Annotated in this window: 15 protein-coding genes; 7 read left to right on the top strand and 8 right to left on the bottom strand. The window is 70.7% G+C overall.

Annotated elements, in window-relative coordinates; genetic code table 11:
- Positions 1 to 111 precede the first annotated feature (111 nt).
- Positions 112 to 1,314 (bottom strand): acyl-CoA dehydrogenase family protein, encoded by a 1,203-nt coding sequence (locus H577_RS0106600; protein ID WP_029145289.1) that lies wholly within the window; start codon positions 1,312 to 1,314, stop codon positions 112 to 114.
- Positions 1,314 to 2,360, bottom strand: coding sequence for a phosphotransferase family protein (locus H577_RS0106595; protein ID WP_029145288.1), 1,047 nt, complete (start codon positions 2,358 to 2,360; stop codon positions 1,314 to 1,316). Before H577_RS0106595 ends, H577_RS0106600 begins: the two co-directional genes overlap by 1 nt.
- 109 nt (positions 2,361 to 2,469) lie before the next feature.
- On the opposite strand from H577_RS0106595, the gene cls reads away from it, so the two are divergent.
- On the top strand, positions 2,470 to 3,939 hold the full coding sequence (gene cls / locus H577_RS0106590; protein ID WP_029145287.1) for a cardiolipin synthase: 1,470 nt from the start codon (positions 2,470 to 2,472) through the stop codon (positions 3,937 to 3,939).
- A gap of 351 nt (positions 3,940 to 4,290) precedes the next feature.
- Here cls and H577_RS0106585 read toward each other — a convergent pair whose 3' ends face one another.
- The 6 genes from H577_RS0106585 to H577_RS0106560 all read right to left on the bottom strand — a co-directional run bounded on the left by H577_RS0106585 (position 4,291) and on the right by H577_RS0106560 (position 9,502).
- The gene (locus tag H577_RS0106585) at positions 4,291 to 4,488 is read right to left on the bottom strand and encodes a hypothetical protein (protein WP_029145286.1); all 198 of its coding nucleotides are present in this window, start codon (positions 4,486 to 4,488) and stop codon (positions 4,291 to 4,293) included.
- Positions 4,485 to 4,928, bottom strand: a complete 444-nt coding sequence (locus H577_RS0106580; RefSeq protein ID WP_029145285.1) for a heat shock protein transcriptional repressor HspR — start codon at positions 4,926 to 4,928, stop codon at positions 4,485 to 4,487. The genes H577_RS0106585 and H577_RS0106580 overlap by 4 nt, the downstream gene beginning before the upstream one ends.
- 53 nt (positions 4,929 to 4,981) lie before the next feature.
- A complete protein-coding gene (locus tag H577_RS0106575) occupies positions 4,982 to 5,983 on the bottom strand; it encodes a DnaJ C-terminal domain-containing protein (RefSeq protein WP_029145284.1) in 1,002 nt (333 codons plus the stop codon).
- An 18-nt stretch (positions 5,984 to 6,001) separates the two neighbouring features.
- Positions 6,002 to 6,658, bottom strand: a complete 657-nt coding sequence (locus H577_RS0106570; RefSeq protein ID WP_029145283.1) for a nucleotide exchange factor GrpE — start codon at positions 6,656 to 6,658, stop codon at positions 6,002 to 6,004.
- Between the two features lie 3 nt (positions 6,659 to 6,661).
- Entirely contained in the window at positions 6,662 to 8,530 is a 1,869-nt protein-coding gene (dnaK, locus tag H577_RS0106565; RefSeq protein ID WP_029145282.1) for a molecular chaperone DnaK, read from the bottom strand.
- A 216-nt stretch (positions 8,531 to 8,746) separates the two neighbouring features.
- Complete coding sequence (locus H577_RS0106560) at positions 8,747 to 9,502, bottom strand: hypothetical protein (RefSeq protein WP_156876573.1); 756 nt, start codon at positions 9,500 to 9,502, stop codon at positions 8,747 to 8,749.
- Positions 9,503 to 9,932: 430 nt separating this feature from the next.
- Here H577_RS0106560 and H577_RS0106550 point away from each other — a divergent pair, with 430 nt between their 5' ends.
- From H577_RS0106550 to H577_RS15425, 6 genes are all read left to right on the top strand, one after another.
- Positions 9,933 to 11,315 (top strand): MFS transporter, encoded by a 1,383-nt coding sequence (locus H577_RS0106550; protein WP_029145280.1) that lies wholly within the window; start codon positions 9,933 to 9,935, stop codon positions 11,313 to 11,315.
- A 153-nt stretch (positions 11,316 to 11,468) separates the two neighbouring features.
- A complete protein-coding gene (locus H577_RS0106545; protein ID WP_029145279.1) occupies positions 11,469 to 12,446 on the top strand; it encodes a glycosyltransferase family 2 protein in 978 nt (325 codons plus the stop codon).
- Entirely contained in the window at positions 12,443 to 13,789 is a 1,347-nt protein-coding gene (locus H577_RS0106540) for a polysialyltransferase family glycosyltransferase (protein WP_029145278.1), read from the top strand. Before H577_RS0106545 ends, H577_RS0106540 begins: the two co-directional genes overlap by 4 nt.
- The gene (locus tag H577_RS0106535; protein ID WP_084515907.1) at positions 13,786 to 14,985 is read left to right on the top strand and encodes an acylneuraminate cytidylyltransferase; all 1,200 of its coding nucleotides are present in this window, start codon (positions 13,786 to 13,788) and stop codon (positions 14,983 to 14,985) included. The genes H577_RS0106540 and H577_RS0106535 overlap by 4 nt, the downstream gene beginning before the upstream one ends.
- Before the next feature lie 90 nt (positions 14,986 to 15,075).
- Positions 15,076 to 15,948, top strand: a complete 873-nt coding sequence (locus H577_RS0106530) for an N-acetylneuraminate synthase family protein (protein ID WP_029145276.1) — start codon at positions 15,076 to 15,078, stop codon at positions 15,946 to 15,948.
- 128 nt (positions 15,949 to 16,076) lie between these two features.
- A complete protein-coding gene (locus tag H577_RS15425; RefSeq protein WP_051191820.1) occupies positions 16,077 to 17,426 on the top strand; it encodes a DUF6716 putative glycosyltransferase in 1,350 nt (449 codons plus the stop codon).

The raw sequence follows: 17,426 nt of genomic DNA, 5'->3' as shown, positions 1-17,426 counted from the left end.
TTCAAAACTCAGGACGTCTTGACCGATCGCCCGCGACACGCCGGGCGCCACGGTCGGGATCGCCGATATGTCCTGAGTTCTGAACACGCCGGGTCCGGGGCATCCGTGCCCTCACCGCCGCAGCTCGGCGCGGCCCAGCGAGTTCAGGTGCACCTCGTCGGGGCCGTCGGCCAGGCGCAGCGTGCGCACCCCCGCCCACAGTGCGGCCAGCGGCGTATCGCCCGAGACCCCGGCGCCGCCGAACAGCTGGATCGCCCGGTCGAGGATCTGCTGCACGGCCCGCGGCACGGCGATCTTTATCGCCTGGATCTCGGTCATCGCCTGCCGGTTGCCGACGGTGTCCATGAGCCACGCGGTCTTCAGCACGAGCAGCCGCAGCGCCTCCAGCTGGATGCGCGACTCGGCCGCCCACTCGCGCACGACGCCCTGCTCGGCGAGCGTCCGGCCGAACGCGACGCGCGAACCGGCCCGCTCACGCACGAGCGCCAAAGCCCGCTCGGCCATCCCCAGCGCCCGCATGCAGTGGTGGATGCGCCCGGGCCCGAGACGCGCCTGCGCGATCGCGAACCCCTCACCCTCGCCCTTCAGGATGTTGGATGCCGGTACCCGCGCGCCATCGAAGACGACCTCGGCATGCCCGCCGTGGTCGCGATCGTCGTAGCCGAACACGCTCAGCGGTCGCACCACATGCACGCCGGGGGTCTCGCGCGGCACGAGGATCATCGACTGCTGCCGATGCCGGTCCGCATCGGGGTCGGTCTTTCCCATGACGATGAAGATCGCGGCATCCGGGTTCATGGCTCCCGTCGACCACCACTTGCGTCCCGTGATGACGTAGTGGTCGCCGTCGCGCTTGATGCGCGTGCCGATGTTCGTGGCGTCCGACGAGGCCACATCGGGCTCGGTCATGCAGAACGCCGAGCGGATCTGGCCCGCCAGCAGCGGCTGAAGCCACTCGCGCTTCTGATCGGGCGTGCCGAAGTCGTGCAGCACCTCCATGTTGCCGGTGTCGGGTGCGTTGCAGTTGAACGCCACCGGTGCGAGCTTCGGGCTCCACCCGGTGATCTCGGCGATCGGCGCGTACTGCAGCTGGGTGAGGCCTGCGCCGTCCTCTCCTGGCAGGAACAGGTTCCACAGACCCTGCGCCCTCGCTTCCTGCTGCAGTTCGCGCACGATGGGCCGGAGCGACCACTCTCCGGGGGCGCCGGCCAGCTGCTGTTCGAGCACGGGTTCGGCCGGGATCACGCGCTCGTCGACGAACGCCCTCGCCTTCTCGCTCAGCTCGCGCGTGCGCGCGTCGGGTGCGAAGTCCATCAGGCCCACTCCATCCCTGCCGCGGCAAGCGGTTCCACCAGCTCGCCGATGCGATCGAATCCCGCGCCGACGGTCTCGCCGGCGCTGTGGCGGCGGAAGATCCCCTCCAGGATCACCGCGAGCTTGTACGCCGCGAAGGCGCGGTACCAGTGCAGATTCGGGATGCTGCGGCCCGATCTGCGCGCATAGGCCTCGACCAGACCGTCGAACGTCGGGTATCCGGCATCCACATCCACAGCGCTCGGCACGATGCGGGCCGCCCCCGGCAGCTCGGCCAGATCCCAGTACAGCCCGAGGATGCCGAGATCGATCAGCGGATCGCCGAGTGTCGCCATCTCCCAGTCGAGGATCGCCGAGATGCGCGGCTCGTCGCCGGTGCCGACCACGAGCGCGTTGTCGAGTCGGTAGTCACCGTGCACGATCGCCGCGGCGCCGGATGCCGGCACCTCGGCATGCAGCCGCTGCTGCAGACGGTCCAGTGTCGGTGTCTGGCGCGAGCGCGATGCGTCAAGCTGCCGTTGCCAGGTCTTCAACTGGCGATCGATGTAGCCGTCGGGGCGCCCGAAGTCGTCGAGCCCGACTGCGGACGGGTCGACCGCGTGCAGGTCGGCGAGGTGCTCGGCCAGGGCGGTGCTCATGCGCCGAATACCGGCCCGCGTGAACTCGGCATTCTGTGCGCGCCGGGTGATGGTGCGGCCGGGTGCGCGCTGCATGACGAAGAAGGTGGTTCCGGTCACCGCGCCGGACTCGGTGTCGTCGACCACGTCGACCGCGACCGGAACCGGGATGCCGCTGCCACCCAGGGCGGCGATGACGCGGTGCTCGCGACGCATGTCGTGCGCGCTGGCGAGCACATGACCCAGCGGTGGCCGACGCACGATCAACGGCACGGCGGCGCCGTCCACGGCGTAGGTGAGGTTGCTCTTGCCTCCGGCGATGACGGACGCTTCCAGCTCGCCAGCCGCCAGCTCCGGGTGGAAGCGCTCGAGCCAGGCGCGGAACCCCGCGATGTGCAGACCCGGCGGGTCGGTGGTCGGCGTCGTCATCGGGCCTCCTCGTCCCCACCATTATACCGACCGTTCGGTATGTTGCAGGCCCGCCCTGTGCGGGTGACCGGCAGCGCCGACGTCGGTCGCGTGCGCATAGAGTCAGCGCATGAGTGCACTCCTGGGTGCGAACCTGACCTGGCTGCTCGGTGTCATCGTCGTGCTCGTGATCGATGTGACGGCACTCATCGTGATCCCGCGCGGGCGCAAACCGACCGCGGCGATGGCCTGGCTGCTGCTCATCCTCCTCCTGCCGTTGGTAGGGTTGATCCTCTTCCTGCTGATCGGCAGTTCCCGGCTGCCTCGTCGCCGCCGTGACGAACAGGCCCGCATCGACGACGTGCTCCGCAAGCGGATGGGTGCCGCGGCCGCCAGCGACACCGCGGCCTGGCCACGCTGGTTGCAGCGCGTGGTCGCACAGAACCGCGCCCTCACCGCCCTGCCACCCGTCGACGGGAACGCAGCACTCCTGCTGTCCGACTACCAGAAGTCGATCGACGCGATGGCCGAAGAGATCGCTCGTGCCGAACGCTACGTGCACGTCGAGTTCTACATCGTCGCGTGGGACGACACCACTCGCGGATTCTTCGCGGCGATGGAGGCGGCCGTCGCGCGTGGTGTGACGGTGCGGCTGCTGGCCGACTACATCTCGTCGCGCAATATCCCCGACGCTGACAAGACGTTCGCCGAGCTCGACAGGATCGGCGTGGCATGGTCGTGGATGCTGCCGGTGCAGCCGTTCAAGGGCACATACCAGCGACCCGACCTGGGCAACCACCGCAAGCTCGTGGTGGTCGACGGACGTGTGGCGTTCATGGGCTCCCAGAACCTCATCGCCCGGCACTACAACTCGCCGAAGAACATCAAACGCGGCCTGCAATGGCAAGAGCTCGTCACACGCATCGAAGGACCGGCCGTTGCGCAGATCGACGCGGTGTTCCTCACCGATTGGCGGATCGAGACCGGTGAGGACCTCACCGCCGAGTCCGCGAAGGCTGCCCCGGTCGAGGTGCGGGATGCCGCGGCATCCCTTTCCTGTCAACTGGTGCCGAGCGGACCCGGCTACACGACGGAGAACAATCGGCGACTGTTCCTCTCGCTGATCCACGGCGCGACCGAGCGTGTGATCATCACGAGCCCGTACTTCGTGCCCGATGAGGCGATGGTCTACGCGATCACAACCGCGTGCGAGCGGAGCCTCGACGTGCAGCTGTTCGTCTCCGAGTTGGGCGATCAGGGGCTCGTGTACCACGCGCAGCGCTCGTACTACGAGACGCTGCTGCAGGCGGGCGTGCGGATCTTCCTCTATCCGGCGCCGTACATCCTGCACGCGAAGCACTTCTCGATCGACGACAACCTTGCCGTGATCGGGTCGAGCAACATGGACATCCGCTCGTTCAGCCTCAACATGGAGATCTCGCTCATGGTGCGCGGTGCCGCGTTCGTGAATGCGATGCGCGCCGTCGAGGACGGGTACCGGGATGCCGGGCGCGAACTGACGCTGGAGGAATGGCGCCGCGAGCCGAGACGGGCGACGTTCCTCGACGGGCTCGCGCGGCTCACCTCGGCGCTGAACTGATCCTCGGGACTGGCCGGTGGGCCCGTTCCGCGCTCGGGCGGGTTCGTTCGCACTCGGGCGGGGTCGTCCCGCGCTCGGGCGGTGTCGTCCCGCGCTCCGGCGGGGTCGTTCACGCGGGCGGGTTCGTCCTGCGCTCACCGTGAGTTGCCAGAAGTGGCGACTTCCCCCGCAGGAATAGCAACCACTTGTGGCAACTCACCAACTCACCGCGGCGTGAGGCGTGGGAGCGACACGCGGGAGCGACGCGCAGGAGCAACTCACGCGAGCGCCCGCGCGAGCCCGTGCCACCGGCGGGAGCGCCGCGCAGGAGCGACGCACGCGAGCCCATGCCACCGGCGGGAGCGCCGGCGCTCAGCGCTCGTTGCCGCGCCGGTAGTTGCCTGTGGCGCGCTGGAGGGCCGCCTGATCGGATGCCTCGCCCTGGCCGAGCCGGGACGCCAGCCGCGCGGCGGCTGCTCCCCGCACCGTCGTCACGGGGCGGCCGGACCGCGAGATCAGCACGTCACCGGACTTGGTCACCCGGTAGGTGAACGGCTCGTAGTCGCTCACGTGTCGGCATCGCCGCGCGGATGCGGGCGCCACAGCACGATGTCGGTCGACCGGCGCACCCGGCGGCCGTGGCGCAGCGTGACGACCGCCCCCGACTGCCCTGCGGCGAACACGCGGGCGCCGGGGCGGTTCTGCATCTCGGTGCGCACCCGCTCCTCGAGCAGCTGCACACGCATGTGCAGCTCGCGTACGTGCTCTTCGAGCTCGAGGATCCGCACGATCGCCGGCAGGCTCATGCCCGCCGCCGACATGCGCGCCACCTCGCGCAGCTGGTGGATGTGCCGCAGCGAGTACCGGCGCGACCCGCCCTGGGTGCGCGCCGGTACGACCAGACCCATCCGGTCGTACTGGCGCAGCGTCTGCGGATGCATGCCCGACAGCTCGGCGGCTGCGGCGATCGCGAAGACGGGCGCGTCTTCATCGGGCTGCTGCTCGGGCATGGGTTCCACCTCCTCGGTGATCAGGGTACGGGTCGGGCGCCGCGGCTGGCCGCTCAGTGGTGTGCAGCGGCCTTCGCCATCAGGTCGGCACGGGGGTTCTCCTTGGGTTCCAGCTCGTGAAAGCGCTCGAGCGCCTCGCGCGCCGCGTCGTCGAGGTGCGCCGGCACGGCCACCTGCACCTCGGCGAGCAGGTCGCCGGTGCCCTTCTTGCTCTGCACACCGCGTCCCTTGACCCGCAGCACGCGCCCCGACGGGGTGCCCGGCGCGACGCGCAGCCGCACCGGGTCGCCGCCCAGGGTCGGCACCTCGATGGTCGCGCCCAGCGTCGCCTCGGTGAAGGTCACCGGCACCGTCACCCGCAGGTTCAGGCCCTCTCGGGTGAACACCGGATGCGGCCGCACGGTCACGGTCACGACGATGTCGCCGTTCTCGCCTCCGTCCGGCGACGGCCGTCCGCGGCCGCGCAGCCGGATCTTCTGCCCGTCGGCGACCCCGGCGGGGATCTTCACCTTGAACGGCTTGCCGTCCTCACCGGCCAGCGTGATGGTCTCGCCCTTCACTGCGGTGACGAAGTCCAGCGTGGTGTGGGCCGTGACATCCGCCCCCTTGTGCGGGCCGCCGTAGCCGCGGTACCCGCCGGTGGGCTCACCGAACCGGCCCGAGCCGAAGCCGCCGGGCTGCCCGCCGAACATCGAGAAGATGTCTTCGAAGTTGCCGGAGGTCTGAAAGCGGGTGCCCCCGCCGCGGCCCTGCCCGAACATGCTGAACACGTCCTCGAAGCCGCCCTGACCGGGCCCGCCCGCCGTGAACCGGGCGCCCGAGCCCATCGCGCGGATCTGGTCGTACTCCTCGCGCTGCTCTTTGTCGGAGAGCACCGAGTACGCCTCGCTGATCTCCTTGAACTTCGCCTCGGCCGCGGCATCCCCTGGGTTCGAATCCGGGTGGTACTTGCGCGCGAGCTTGCGGTAGGTCTTCTTCAGCTCCGCGTCCGAGACGTCCTTGGACACCCCGAGCGTGGCATAGAAGTCCTTGTCGAACCAGTCTTGACTGGCCATGGATGCTCCTTCCCCGGCTCAGTCCGCCGGGACGGCCACGACGACCTTGGCCGGGCGCAGTTCGACCTCGCCCAGCCGGTAGCCGGTCTCCACGACCTCCAGGACGGTCGGCTCGGTGACACCCGGGGTCGGCTGCTGGAAGACGGCCTCGTGCTGCTGCGGGTCGAACGGGTCGCCCGCCGCGCCGTACGAGACCACGCCCAGCCGCTCCACGACCCCGCGGATCTTGTCGGCGATCACCGCGAACGCGCTGCCCTCCTCGAGGTCGCCGTGCTTGGCCGCCCGGTCGAGGTCGTCGAGCACCGGCAGCAGGCCCTTCGCGGCCTGCCCCTTCGCCCGGTCGATCTCGACCTGACGCTGCTCTTCGGTGCGCCGCCGGTAGTTGGCGTACTCGGCCTGCAACCGCTTCAGATCGTTCAGCAGCGTGCTCTCCAGATCCGCGAGCTTGGCGTCTTCGGCCGCGGCGTCGGAGTTCTGCGCCGTGCCGAGGATGTCGTCCACGGTGAGCTCGTCCGGGTCGAACGGCTCGTCGTCGCCCGCCTCGGCGCCGGTGGCACCGGTCGGGTTCTGCCCGCCGTCTTGAGCCCCGTCCTGCGCGTCGGGGCCGGAGGCGTGCGCCTCCGACCCCTCGCCCGGACGGACCTCGTCGTTGTCGTCGAAGTCCTTGTCGGTCATGTCCTACTTCTTCTCGTCCTCGTCGTCGACGACCTCGGCGTCGATCACGTCCTCCTCGGGGTTCGGCACCTCGCCGTTGCCCGGGTCGGCCACGGTCGGATCGCCCTGCTCGCCCTGGGCCTGCGCGGCCTGGTAGATCGCCTCGCCCAGCTTCTGCTGGCTGGCGTTGAGGGTGTCGAACGCGCGCTTCACGGCGTCGTCGTCCTCGCCCGCCAGCGCGGTCTTCAGCGCGTCGACGTCGGCCTGCACGCTGTCCTTGACGTCCTGCGGCAGCTTGTCGTCGTTGTCCTTGATCAGCTTCTCGATCGAGTACGACAGGGTCTCGGCCTGGTTGCGGGTCTCGGCCGACTCGCGGCGCTTCTTGTCCTCGGCGGCGTGCTCTTCGGCCTCGCGCACCATGCGCTCGATGTCCTCCTTCGGCAGGCTCGACCCGCCGGTGATGGTCATCGACTGCTCCTTGCCGGTGCCCTTGTCCTTGGCCGACACGTGCACGATGCCGTTGGCGTCGATGTCGAACGTGACCTCGACCTGCGGGATGCCACGGGGCGCCGGAGCGATGCCGGTGAGCTCGAACGTTCCCAGCGGCTTGTTGTCGCGGGTGAACTCGCGCTCGCCCTGGAACACCTGGATCGCCACCGACGGCTGGTTGTCGTCGGCGGTGGTGAAGGTCTCGCTGCGCTTGGTGGGAATGGCCGTGTTGCGCTCGATGAGCTTGGTCATGATCCCGCCCTTGGTCTCGATACCGAGGCTCAGCGGGGTCACGTCGATCAGCAGCACGTCCTTGCGCTCGCCCTTGAGGACGCCGGCCTGCAGGGCGGCGCCGACGGCGACGACCTCGTCCGGGTTCACGCCCTTGTTGGGCTCCTTGCCGGTCTCCTTCTTCACCAGCTCGCTCACGGCCGGCATGCGGGTGGAACCACCCACGAGCACGACGTGGTCGATGTCGCTCACCTTGATGCCGGCTTCGCGGATGACGTCCTCGAACGGCTTCTTGGTGCGGTCGAGCAGGTCCTTGGTGAGGTCCTCGAACTTCGCACGGGTCAGGTTCTCCTGCAGGTTCGCCGGGCCCTGGTCGGTCAGCGACAGGTACGGCAGCGAGATCGAGGTCGAGGTCGAGCTCGACAGCTCCTTCTTCGCCTGCTCGGCGGCCTCCTTCAGGCGCTGCAGCGCGATCTTGTCGCCCGAGACGTCGACACCGGTGGTGTCTTTGAACTGCTTGATCAGCCAGTCCACGATGCGCTGGTCCCAGTCGTCGCCGCCGAGCCGGTTGTCACCGGCGGTGGCACGCACCTGGATGGTGGAGAAGTCGTCGTCCTTGCCCACCTCGAGCAGCGACACGTCGAATGTGCCGCCACCGAGGTCGAAGACCAGGATGAGCTCGTCCTCCTTGCCCTTGTCCAGGCCGTAGGCCAGGGCTGCGGCGGTCGGCTCGTTGATGATGCGCAGCACGTTCAGGCCCGCGATCTCGCCGGCCTCCTTGGTGGCCTGGCGCTCGGCGTCGTTGAAGTACGCGGGCACGGTGATCACGGCGTCGGTGACGCTGTCGCCCAGGTACTGCTCGGCGTCGCGCTTGAGCTTCTGCAGGATGCGCGCCGAGATCTCCTGCGGCGTGTAGGCCTTGCCGTCGATCGCCTGCGTCTTCCAGTCGGTGCCCATGTGGCGCTTGACCGAGGTGATGGTGCGGTCGACGTTCGTGACGGCCTGGCGCTTCGCGGTCTCGCCGACCAGCACCTCGCCGTCCTTGGTGAACGCCACGACCGAGGGGGTGGTGCGGAAGCCCTCGGCGTTGGCGATGACCTTGGGCTCGCCGCCTTCGAGGACGCTCACGACCGAGTTGGTGGTACCGAGGTCGATACCCACTGCACGTGCCATATGTGTTTTCTCTTCCTTTTCGCAGGGTCGAAGCGGATGCCACGACCCGGGTTGCCTGTGAAGCCTGAGTGCGGCCGACCAGAGGTTGAGCCGCGATGACTCAAGTGTATGCCGCCGGCGGCGCCCTGTCAACAAAATTGATACCGCCCGGCTCAACTTTGACTTCCCACGCCGCCAATCCACGCGCTCACCCCCGAGCCGCGACCGCGGCCGCGATCAGTGCTGCGCGCGCGGGCGAAACGAGGCGAGCCAGTCCGTCCCCAGCTCTGCGGGCACCGAGCCGACGGCGAGGTCGGCGTCGAAGAGCCGCGCCGGCGGCCGACCGCCGGCGACTTCCGCACGGGCGGATGGCACGAGCCAGTACAACTGCAGCGCCATCATCACCAGGAGAGGATCGAGACCGAGCGACGGCAGCTCGACGTCGATCGTCTCGCGGCGCTGCGCGAAGGGGTGCCGCCAGTGCTCGACGTACGACGCGGCGCCGGGTTTCAGCTCGATCCGCGCGACCATGAGGCCGTCCGGCCCCTGGGTCCAGCGGAGGGCCGCCATGTCGTCCCATGCGACCTCGGCATCGGTACGGAACGACGTCGCACGCACGCCGTTCCGCGTCAACACGAGACGTCGGACGTGCCCGATCGACAGGAGGTGATCGATCACCACGACCAGCAGCAACACGGCCACGACGATCCAGAACAGCCGCCACGCGGCATCCACCGCCCCGGCGACGATGCACGAGCCGACGAGCCACGTCAGCGCCGTTGCGAGGGTCCAGCCGGCGAAGCGCCGGCTGCCGAGGATCTCGACCTCCGTCACCGAGGCGCGCACCGTCGCGGGATCGCGGCGCGGCCGGTACAGCACGAGCACGAAGAGATCCGCCGGGACGATCCAGAACATGCCGGCGACGGCGGCGACCACGAGCGCCCAACGCCGTGCTTCCGCGTCTGCACCGACCGCCAGGCCGGCGGCGGCCACCGTGAGGAACGCGGCGAACAGCGCGACGACCACGCACGCGATCCCCCATGCGCCCCGCGGCAGCAGCATCTCCGCGGTCGCACTCGGCATCGGGCGAGGGCGGCGCGCGACCGGCCCCTCAGCCGAAGATGGCATGCCACTCCTCGCTCGCCAGATCGCCGATCGCCTCGCCGGTATCGGCCACCCGCATCGGCGGGCAGTCCTCGGGCAGGGCACCTGCACGCTCCCTCGCGGACCTGACGGGAGCGGGGGGCGTGCGCTCTGTCTCACGAGGCATTCTGATCACCGCTTCCAGGGGTGTCGGAGTGAGACCAACCCTACCGAGTGGGCCCGAAAAAACACCGGCTGCACCGTCGACGCGGCGGGCCGTGGCATCCGTCGACGCGGCGGGCCGTGGCATCCGTCGCCGCTGTGCCGGTAGCGTGAGCGTGTGACCGGCACCGACGCCCCCGACCCGCGCTTCTCGACGGCTGCGATGGCCGCCTCGCCCGACCCGGCCCCGGTGCCGCGGCGACGCGTCTACTCGTGGGCGCTGTGGGACTGGGCGACGCAGCCGTTCAACTCCGTCATCCTCACCTTCGTCTTCGTCTCGCTGTATCTGGTGTCGTCACAGTTCCTGCCCGACGACATCGCGGCGCTGGATGCCACCGACCCGCTCAAGGAGCGTGCCCTGGCGGGGCTGAGCAGCGGCTACGGGTTCGTCACGTTCTGGGCGGGGATCGCGATCCTGCTGCTGGCGCCGGTGCTCGGCCAGACCGCCGACCGCGCGGGCCGCAAGAAGCGCTGGCTGCTGGTGTTCACCGCGCTGCTCGCGCTGGTGCAGTTCGCGCTGTTGTTCGTGCAGGCCGACCCCGTCTATTTCTGGTTCGGCGCGATCACCGTCGCGGTGGGGTCGGTGTTCAGCGAGATCGCCGGTGTGAACTACAACGCGCTGCTGGTGAGCGTGTCGACGCCGCGCACGGTGGGCCGGGTCAGCGGCCTGGGCTGGGGTATGGGCTACATCGGCGGCATCCTCGCCCTGGGCATCGTGGTCACGCTCACGTTCGCCGACTGGTTCGGCATGGACACCTCGAACGGCCTGGCCTACCGGCTGATCGCCGTCGGCTGCGCCGTGTGGACCGTGGTGTTCTCGATCCCGCTGTTTCTGAACGTGCCCGAGCCGCCGCCGGCTGCCGGCCTGAAACGGGTCGGGTTCTTCGCCGGGTACGTGGAACTGGTGCGCGATGTCGTCCGCCTGTTCCGCGAACACCGCTCCACGTTCTGGTTTCTGCTGGCCAGCGCCGTCTACCGCGACGGACTGGCCGGGGTGTTCGCGTTCGGCGGCGTGCTTGCCGCGGTGGTGTACGGGTTCTCGACCACCGAGGTGATGGTGTTCGGCATCGCCGCGAACGTGGTCGCCGGCATCGCGACCATCCTCGCCGGACGCCTCGACGACCGCTTCGGCCCGCGCGCCGTGATCATCGGCGCCCTCGGCCTGCTGATCGCGATGGGGCTCGTCGTGTTCTTTCTGCACGGCGCCGGGAAGATGCCGTTCTGGATCGCCGGGCTGGTGCTGTCGGCCTGCGTCGGACCCGCGCAGGCGGCATCCCGATCGCTGCTGGCCCGGGTCACCCCGGCCGGCATGCAGGGCGAGATCTTCGGCCTGTACGCCACCACCGGCCGGGTCGCGAGTTTTCTCGCGCCGGGCCTGTGGGCGCTGTTCATCGCGTGGTTCGGGGCCACCTACTGGGGCATCCTCGGCATCATGGTGGTGCTGCTGGCCGGGCTGATCCTGCTGCTGCTGGTGCGGCTGCCGCGGTACGTGCGCCAGTAGCGGGCCGCGGGCCCTGGCGGCGCGCGCGGACGGTGGCACGCGGATGCCGCACCCAGCGGCCGTCGCCTGGAAACCCCGTGTTCACCGGTGCGTCGCCGTTTCGCCACCGGCGCCTGTGATGATCGGCATCCCACACCTCGAGACGGGAGTGCCGTGCGCAGACCGATCGCGACCGTCATCCTGCCCGCGAAGGACGCGGGCCCCTATGTCGGCACCACGCTGCAGACCCTGCTTCGGCAGTTCGACGACCCCGATGCGCTCAAGCTCGTCGCCGTCGACGACGGGTCCAGCGACGACACCGGGCAGAGCATGCGCGAGTACGCCGAACGGTTCGGCACCGCCGAGGTGATCGCCAACCCCGAGCCGGTGGGGCTGGCCAGCGCCCGCAACCAGGGCCTGGCGCATGTCGAGGGTGACCTGTTCTGCTTCATCGACGGCGACGACTGGATGCAACCGCTGCGGCTGCAGACCCTCGCCGCAGCGCTGCACGATCTGGACTGCGACTTCGTGCGCACCGATCACGTCACCGTCACCGGCCGCCGCCGCGCCCTGGTGACCGCACCGTTCCCGTGGCGCGGCAGGGCGGTGCCGCCGCGCGAGGCGATCCTGCCGGTCGACGACTCGAGCATGGTCGACTACCCGTACGCGTGGGCCGGGATGTTCCACCGGCGGGTGTTGGATGCCGGTCTCGCCGACTTCTGCGACGGCTTGTTCACCGCCGAGGATCGACCGTGGATCTGGCGGCTGCATCTGCACGCGGCATCCTTCGCCGTCGTCGACGCCCCGCACCTGCTCTACCGGCGCGGCGTGCCGACCTCGCTCACGCAGATCGCCGACCGCCGTCAGCTGGATTTCGCGCGCGCGTTCGAGCAGGTGCTCGACCTGGTCGAGCACGACGCACAGAGCGATCGGTTCCTGCCGAAGGCGACGATGACGGTGCTGGCGATCAGCGCGCACCACCTGATCCGGTCCCGGCGCATGCCGACCGCGGTGCGGGCCGAGCTGGTCACCGGCGTGCGATCGCTGCTCGGCCGGCTCGACCCGGCGCTGATGGCGCGCTGCCTGCCGCTGCTGAGTGATCCGCGCCGCCGGGTGCTGGCGCGCCACCTGAGAAAGGCCGTCCACGGGTGATCCAGCTGTTCGCGCTCCACTCCGGGTACGGACTGACCACGGCGGTGGCGGCGATCGACGCCGGCCTGCTGCCGCACGCCGAGCGCGTGCTCGTACCGGTCAACTCGGCGCTCGTGCCCGAGACGCACGTCGGCATCTGCGAAGACCCCGCGCTGCGCCCGCTGCTGGACCGGTTCGACCGCATCGAGCCGCTGAATGCCCTGCTCGACCCGCTGCCGCCGACCGCGTGGAACCCGCCCGAGATCGAACAACCCGCGTGGCGCCGGCTGCTGTCGCGCTCGTGGGGCGTGGCCGGCGAGGTCGAGCTGTTCGTGCAGTCGCCGCAGGTGGCACCGGCCCGCACGCTGCTGTCGGTGTTCCGCGACGCGACGCTCGGTGTGGTCGGCGACGGGCTGATGACCTACTCGCCGCTGCGCAGCGGCATGCCGCCGGCTGTGACCGACCGCATCCGCACCCTCGTGCACGCCGATGTGGTGCCGGGCGTGCGGCCGTTGCTGTTCCCGCAGGCCCGGCGCGTGCCGGTGCCCGCCGACGCCCTCGCCGGCACCGTGGCCGAGATCGACCGCGCCACCGTGGACGCACACCTGAACGCGCTGTGCGCCGATCGCGTGCCCACCGGGCTCGTGCTCGGCCAGTACCTGGCCGCGCTCGGGATCGTCACCGCCGAGGCCGAGCAGCAGATGCTGGCCGACATGGTGGACCGTGCCGCCGACGCCGGTGCGCACCGGGTCGTGTTCAAACCGCATCCGGCGGCGCCCCCGGCCCTGGCCGACGCCGTGCGCGGGCGGGCGCGTGAGCGCGGCGTGCGGTTCGTCGAGTACCGCGGTGCCGCGTCGGCCGAGGTGCTCGCCGCCCGGCTCGGGGTCGGTGTCGCCGTCGCGGGCTTCTCGACCGCACTGCCCACCCTGCACACGCTGTTCGGCACGCCGATCGCGGCGGCCGGAACTGCGGACGTGCTCGCCGGGCTCACCCCCTTCGAGAACAGCAACCGCATCCCGGCGACGATCGTCGATGCCCTCACCCGACCCGCCTCGCCGTACGCCGATCCTGCCCGTCTGCAGCACCTGATCGACGCGGTCGGGTACGCCATGCAACCGCGCATCGCCGCCTGCCTGCGCGGCCGCGCCGAGTCGCTGCTGCGCGAGCTCGACCCCACAGAGCGCGCCCGCTACTTCGCCGGGCAACGCCTGGCACAGCTGCATCTGCCCGGAGCGCCGCGGGGCCCGATCGCCCGGCTGGTCCACGGCGCCGGCGGGTTCGGGCGGATCGAGCAGGCCCGGCTCACCGCGCGCGGTGCCGGGCGCCGACTGCAGCGCGCATGGAAGGCGGTACGTGCGTCATGAGCGCATCCGAGAAGAACCTGAGCACACCGGCACAGGCAGGGCAGACCACCGGCCTGGTCGCGGCGATCATCCCCGCCCGGGGCGGGTCGAAGGGCGTGCCGCGCAAGAACGTGCGCCCGGTGGGCGGGGTGCCGCTGGTCACCCGGGCCGTGCACGCCGCGGCCGCCGCGCGAGGCGTGGACATGGTCGTCGTCTCGACCGACGACGACGAGATCGCCGCGGCCGCCGCGGCCGCCGGCGCCCGGATCGTGCGCCGGCCCGCCGAGCTGGCCGGAGACACCGCGTCGAGCGAGAGCGCTCTGCTGCACGCGATGGACGAGCTGGAGCGGGACGGCACCCGCCTCGACGTGGTGGTGTTCGTGCAGGCCACCTCGCCGTTCCTGCCCACCGCGGGCGTCGCGGATGCCGTGGCCGCCGTGGCCTCGGGAAGCTACGACAGCGTCTTCTCGGCACACGAGTCGTACGCCTTCGTCTGGCGGCGCGCGGCGGACGGCACCGCCGAGGCCGTCGGGCACGAGGCATCCCGGCGCCCGCGACGGCAGGACCGCGAGCCGCACTACGTCGAGACCGGGGCGTTCTACGCGTTCACGGCCGCGGGGTTCCGCGCGGCCAGGCACCGGTTCTTCGGCCGGACCGGCATCATCGTGGTTCCCGAGTGCACCGCGATCGAGATCGACGACGAGGATCAGCTGGCCGCGGCATCCGCCCTCGCGCCGCTGCTGGATGCGCCCGGGCCGGTGGCGGCACGCGCGGTGGTGACCGACTTCGACGGGGTGCACACCAACGACACCGTGTACGTCGACCAGGACGGCCGCGAACAGGTGCGGGTCAGCCGCTCCGACGGCATGGGCGTCGCGCTGCTGCGGGCGGCGGGCATCCCGGTGCTGATCCTGTCGACCGAGACCAACCCGGTGGTGCGGGCCCGTGCCGACAAGCTGCAGGTGCCGGTGATCCACGGCTGCACCGACAAGGCTCAGGCGCTGCGCGCGTGGGCGACGGATGCCGGCATCCCGCTCGATGCCGTGGCGTATCTCGGCAACGACGTCAACGACCTGCCCGCGATGGCCCTGGTCGGCTGGCCGGTCGCCGTGGCCGACGCCCACCCGGCGGTGCGGGCCGCGGCCCGCGTGGTGCTCGGCCGCCGCGGCGGTGACGGCGCCGTTCGCGAACTGGTCACCCGCGTGTTGGCAGGCTGACGGCATCCGGTCGCCGCCGGGTCACTGCGATGTCTCTGTGCGTTCACTTCGGCCGCGGACGCTGATCTGGAGCACACGAAAGGGAGCATCATGACCGTCAGCATCGGCACGCACGTGGTCGGAGGCGGCAACCCCGTCTACGTCATCGCAGAGATCGGCCTCAACCACAACGGCGACGTCGAGATCGCCAAGCGGCTCATCGACGTCGCCGCCCGCAGCGGCGCGAACGCGGTGAAGTTCCAGAAGCGCACGCCCGAGATCTCCACCCCCGAGCACATGCGGGACACGCCGCGCGAGACGCCGTGGGGCACCATGACCTACCTCGAGTACCGGCATCGCGTCGAGTTCGGCCGCGACGAGTACGTCGAGATCGGCGACTACGCCACCATGGCGGGCCTGGACTGGTTCGCCTCGCCGTGGGACGTGCCGTCGGTGGCGTTCCTCGAAGACCTGAATGTGGTGGCGCACAAGGTGGCGTCGGCGTCGCTGACCGACCTCGAGCTGCTGAGCGCGCTGCGCGAGACCGGCAAGCCGGTGATCCTGTCGACGGGCATGTCGACGATCGAGCAGATCGACGCGGCGCTTCAGACCCTCGGCACAGACCGGGTGGTGCTCATGCACGCGACCTCGACCTACCCGATGGAGCCTGAAGAGGCCAACCTCAAGGCCATCGCGACGCTGCGCGACCGGTACGCGGGCATCCCGGTCGGATACTCGGGCCACGAGCGCGGGCTGCAGATCTCGCTCGCCGCCGTCGCGCTGGGCGCGGTCGCGGTCGAGCGGCACATCACGCTCGACCGCACCATGTGGGGGTCGGACCACTCCGCCTCGCTGGAGCCGGCGGGTCTGGAGCACCTGGTGCGCGACATCCGCGTGATCGAGACGGCGCTCGGCGACGGCGTCAAGCGGGTGTTCCCGGGCGAGCTGGCGCCGATGGCGAAGCTGCGTCGCGTCCCGGCATGAGCACGTCCGCTCTCTCGCGCGGCGGCGGCTCGAGCGGGGCACGTGGCATCCGTGTCTTTGAAGATGCGACCTGGGCAGTCGATACCCCGCCGCAACCCGCAACTTCTGAGACACACCCCGGTGGCGGGATGCCGCCGGGCCCGGCATCGACCCTGCGGGTCGTCGCGATCGCCGATGCCGACTCGTACGTGAAGTGGGCCGGCGCGCTGCTGGATGCGGTACCGGGCATCGACCGACGGATGCTGATCGTGCGCACACCGCTCACGGTGAGCGTCGAGCAGCAGCACGCAGCCCTGTCGGGTACCGCGTTCGCCCACGCCACGGACGCCGGGGCGGGCGAGAGGTCGGGGCGCCGCGTGCAGCGGCTGTCGCACCGGGTGCTCGCACCCACGCTGGCCCGGCTGCGGCCCGACGTCGTGCTGATCGGGGGACGTGGCCCGTTCGTGCGGCTGGTGCAACGGGCGATCGACGAGCTGGCGCGCCGACCCGTCGTGGTCACGGGGCTTCCCGGCATCTCGATCCCGGCGCAGCGCGGGGCGGTGCAGTACCGCCGGCACAGTGATCTGGTCGTGGTGCACTCGCTGCGCGAGCGCCGGGCGTTCGCCGATCTGGCCGCGCGACTGGGCATCGAGCTGAACCTGGGTCTGGCCACGCTGCCGTTCGCGCGGCAGGCGGATCCGGTGCCGGCCGGCACCGATCTGGTGTTCGCGGCGCAGGCGATCGTGCCGCGTGAGCCGGCCGAGCGGCAGGTGATCGCCGACATGCTGCGCGCCGCCGCGGCGGCCGATCCGTCACGGCGGGTGGTGCTCAAGCTGCGCTCGCGGCCCGAACAGGGCGAGACCGAGACCCACTATGAGCGGCTGCGGCTGATCGACCTGCTCGCCGACCGTCCCGCGAACCTCGTCATCTCGCACGAGCCGATGCATCAGGCCCTGGCCCGGGCGCAGGGCCTGGTGACGGTGAGCTCGACCGCCGCGATCGAGGCGATCGTCCGCGGCATCCCGGTCATCGCGCTGGACACCTTCGGTGTGCGCAAGACGCTGCTGAACACGGTGTTCCGCTCCAGCGGCCTGCTCGGCGATGTCGACGACGTGATCGCGCGGCGGTTCCGGCATCCACACCCCACCTGGTTGCGCGACAACTATTTTCACGATGCGGCCGAGTCGACCTGGTGGCAGCAGGTGTGCGAGCTCGTCGAGCTGCGCCGCCGGGGGCTGCTGCCCGCGCGCCGGGTGCCTGCGCCGCGCGGCGGTGCGCTGCATGCGGCGTTCGAGCGCAAGAGCGTGCTCGGTTACGAGGACCGTTCGCTGTCGGGGGCGCTGGCGCTGGCGATCGGGGTGCCGGCGGTCGGGGTGATCCTGCGGCTGCGGCGCCTGCGCGGCCACGGGCGCGCGCTGTCGTGGACCGACGACGCATCGGACATCACCGTCACACCGGCGCTGTACCAAGACCCGATCCGGCGCCCGCTGCCGGTCTGA

It is taken from the genome of Microbacterium luticocti DSM 19459, assembly GCF_000422405.1.
GTDB lineage: Bacteria > Actinomycetota > Actinomycetes > Actinomycetales > Microbacteriaceae > Microbacterium > Microbacterium luticocti.
Note: the sequence above shows the minus strand (reverse complement) of the source record. Positions and strands in the feature narration are given on the sequence as shown.

Coding starts and splice junctions, on each gene's coding strand:
- H577_RS0106600 (WP_029145289.1), bottom strand. CDS start 1,314: ATGGACTTCGCACCCGACGCGCGCACGCGCGAGCTGAGCGAGAAGGCG.
- H577_RS0106595 (WP_029145288.1), bottom strand. CDS start 2,360: ATGACGACGCCGACCACCGACCCGCCGGGTCTGCACATCGCGGGGTTC.
- cls (WP_029145287.1), top strand. CDS start 2,470: ATGAGTGCACTCCTGGGTGCGAACCTGACCTGGCTGCTCGGTGTCATC.
- H577_RS0106580 (WP_029145285.1), bottom strand. CDS start 4,928: ATGCCCGAGCAGCAGCCCGATGAAGACGCGCCCGTCTTCGCGATCGCC.
- H577_RS0106575 (WP_029145284.1), bottom strand. CDS start 5,983: ATGGCCAGTCAAGACTGGTTCGACAAGGACTTCTATGCCACGCTCGGG.
- H577_RS0106570 (WP_029145283.1), bottom strand. CDS start 6,658: ATGACCGACAAGGACTTCGACGACAACGACGAGGTCCGTCCGGGCGAG.
- dnaK (WP_029145282.1), bottom strand. CDS start 8,530: ATGGCACGTGCAGTGGGTATCGACCTCGGTACCACCAACTCGGTCGTG.
- H577_RS0106535 (WP_084515907.1), top strand. CDS start 13,786: ATGAGCGCATCCGAGAAGAACCTGAGCACACCGGCACAGGCAGGGCAG.
- H577_RS0106530 (WP_029145276.1), top strand. CDS start 15,076: ATGACCGTCAGCATCGGCACGCACGTGGTCGGAGGCGGCAACCCCGTC.
- H577_RS15425 (WP_051191820.1), top strand. CDS start 16,077: ATGCCGCCGGGCCCGGCATCGACCCTGCGGGTCGTCGCGATCGCCGAT.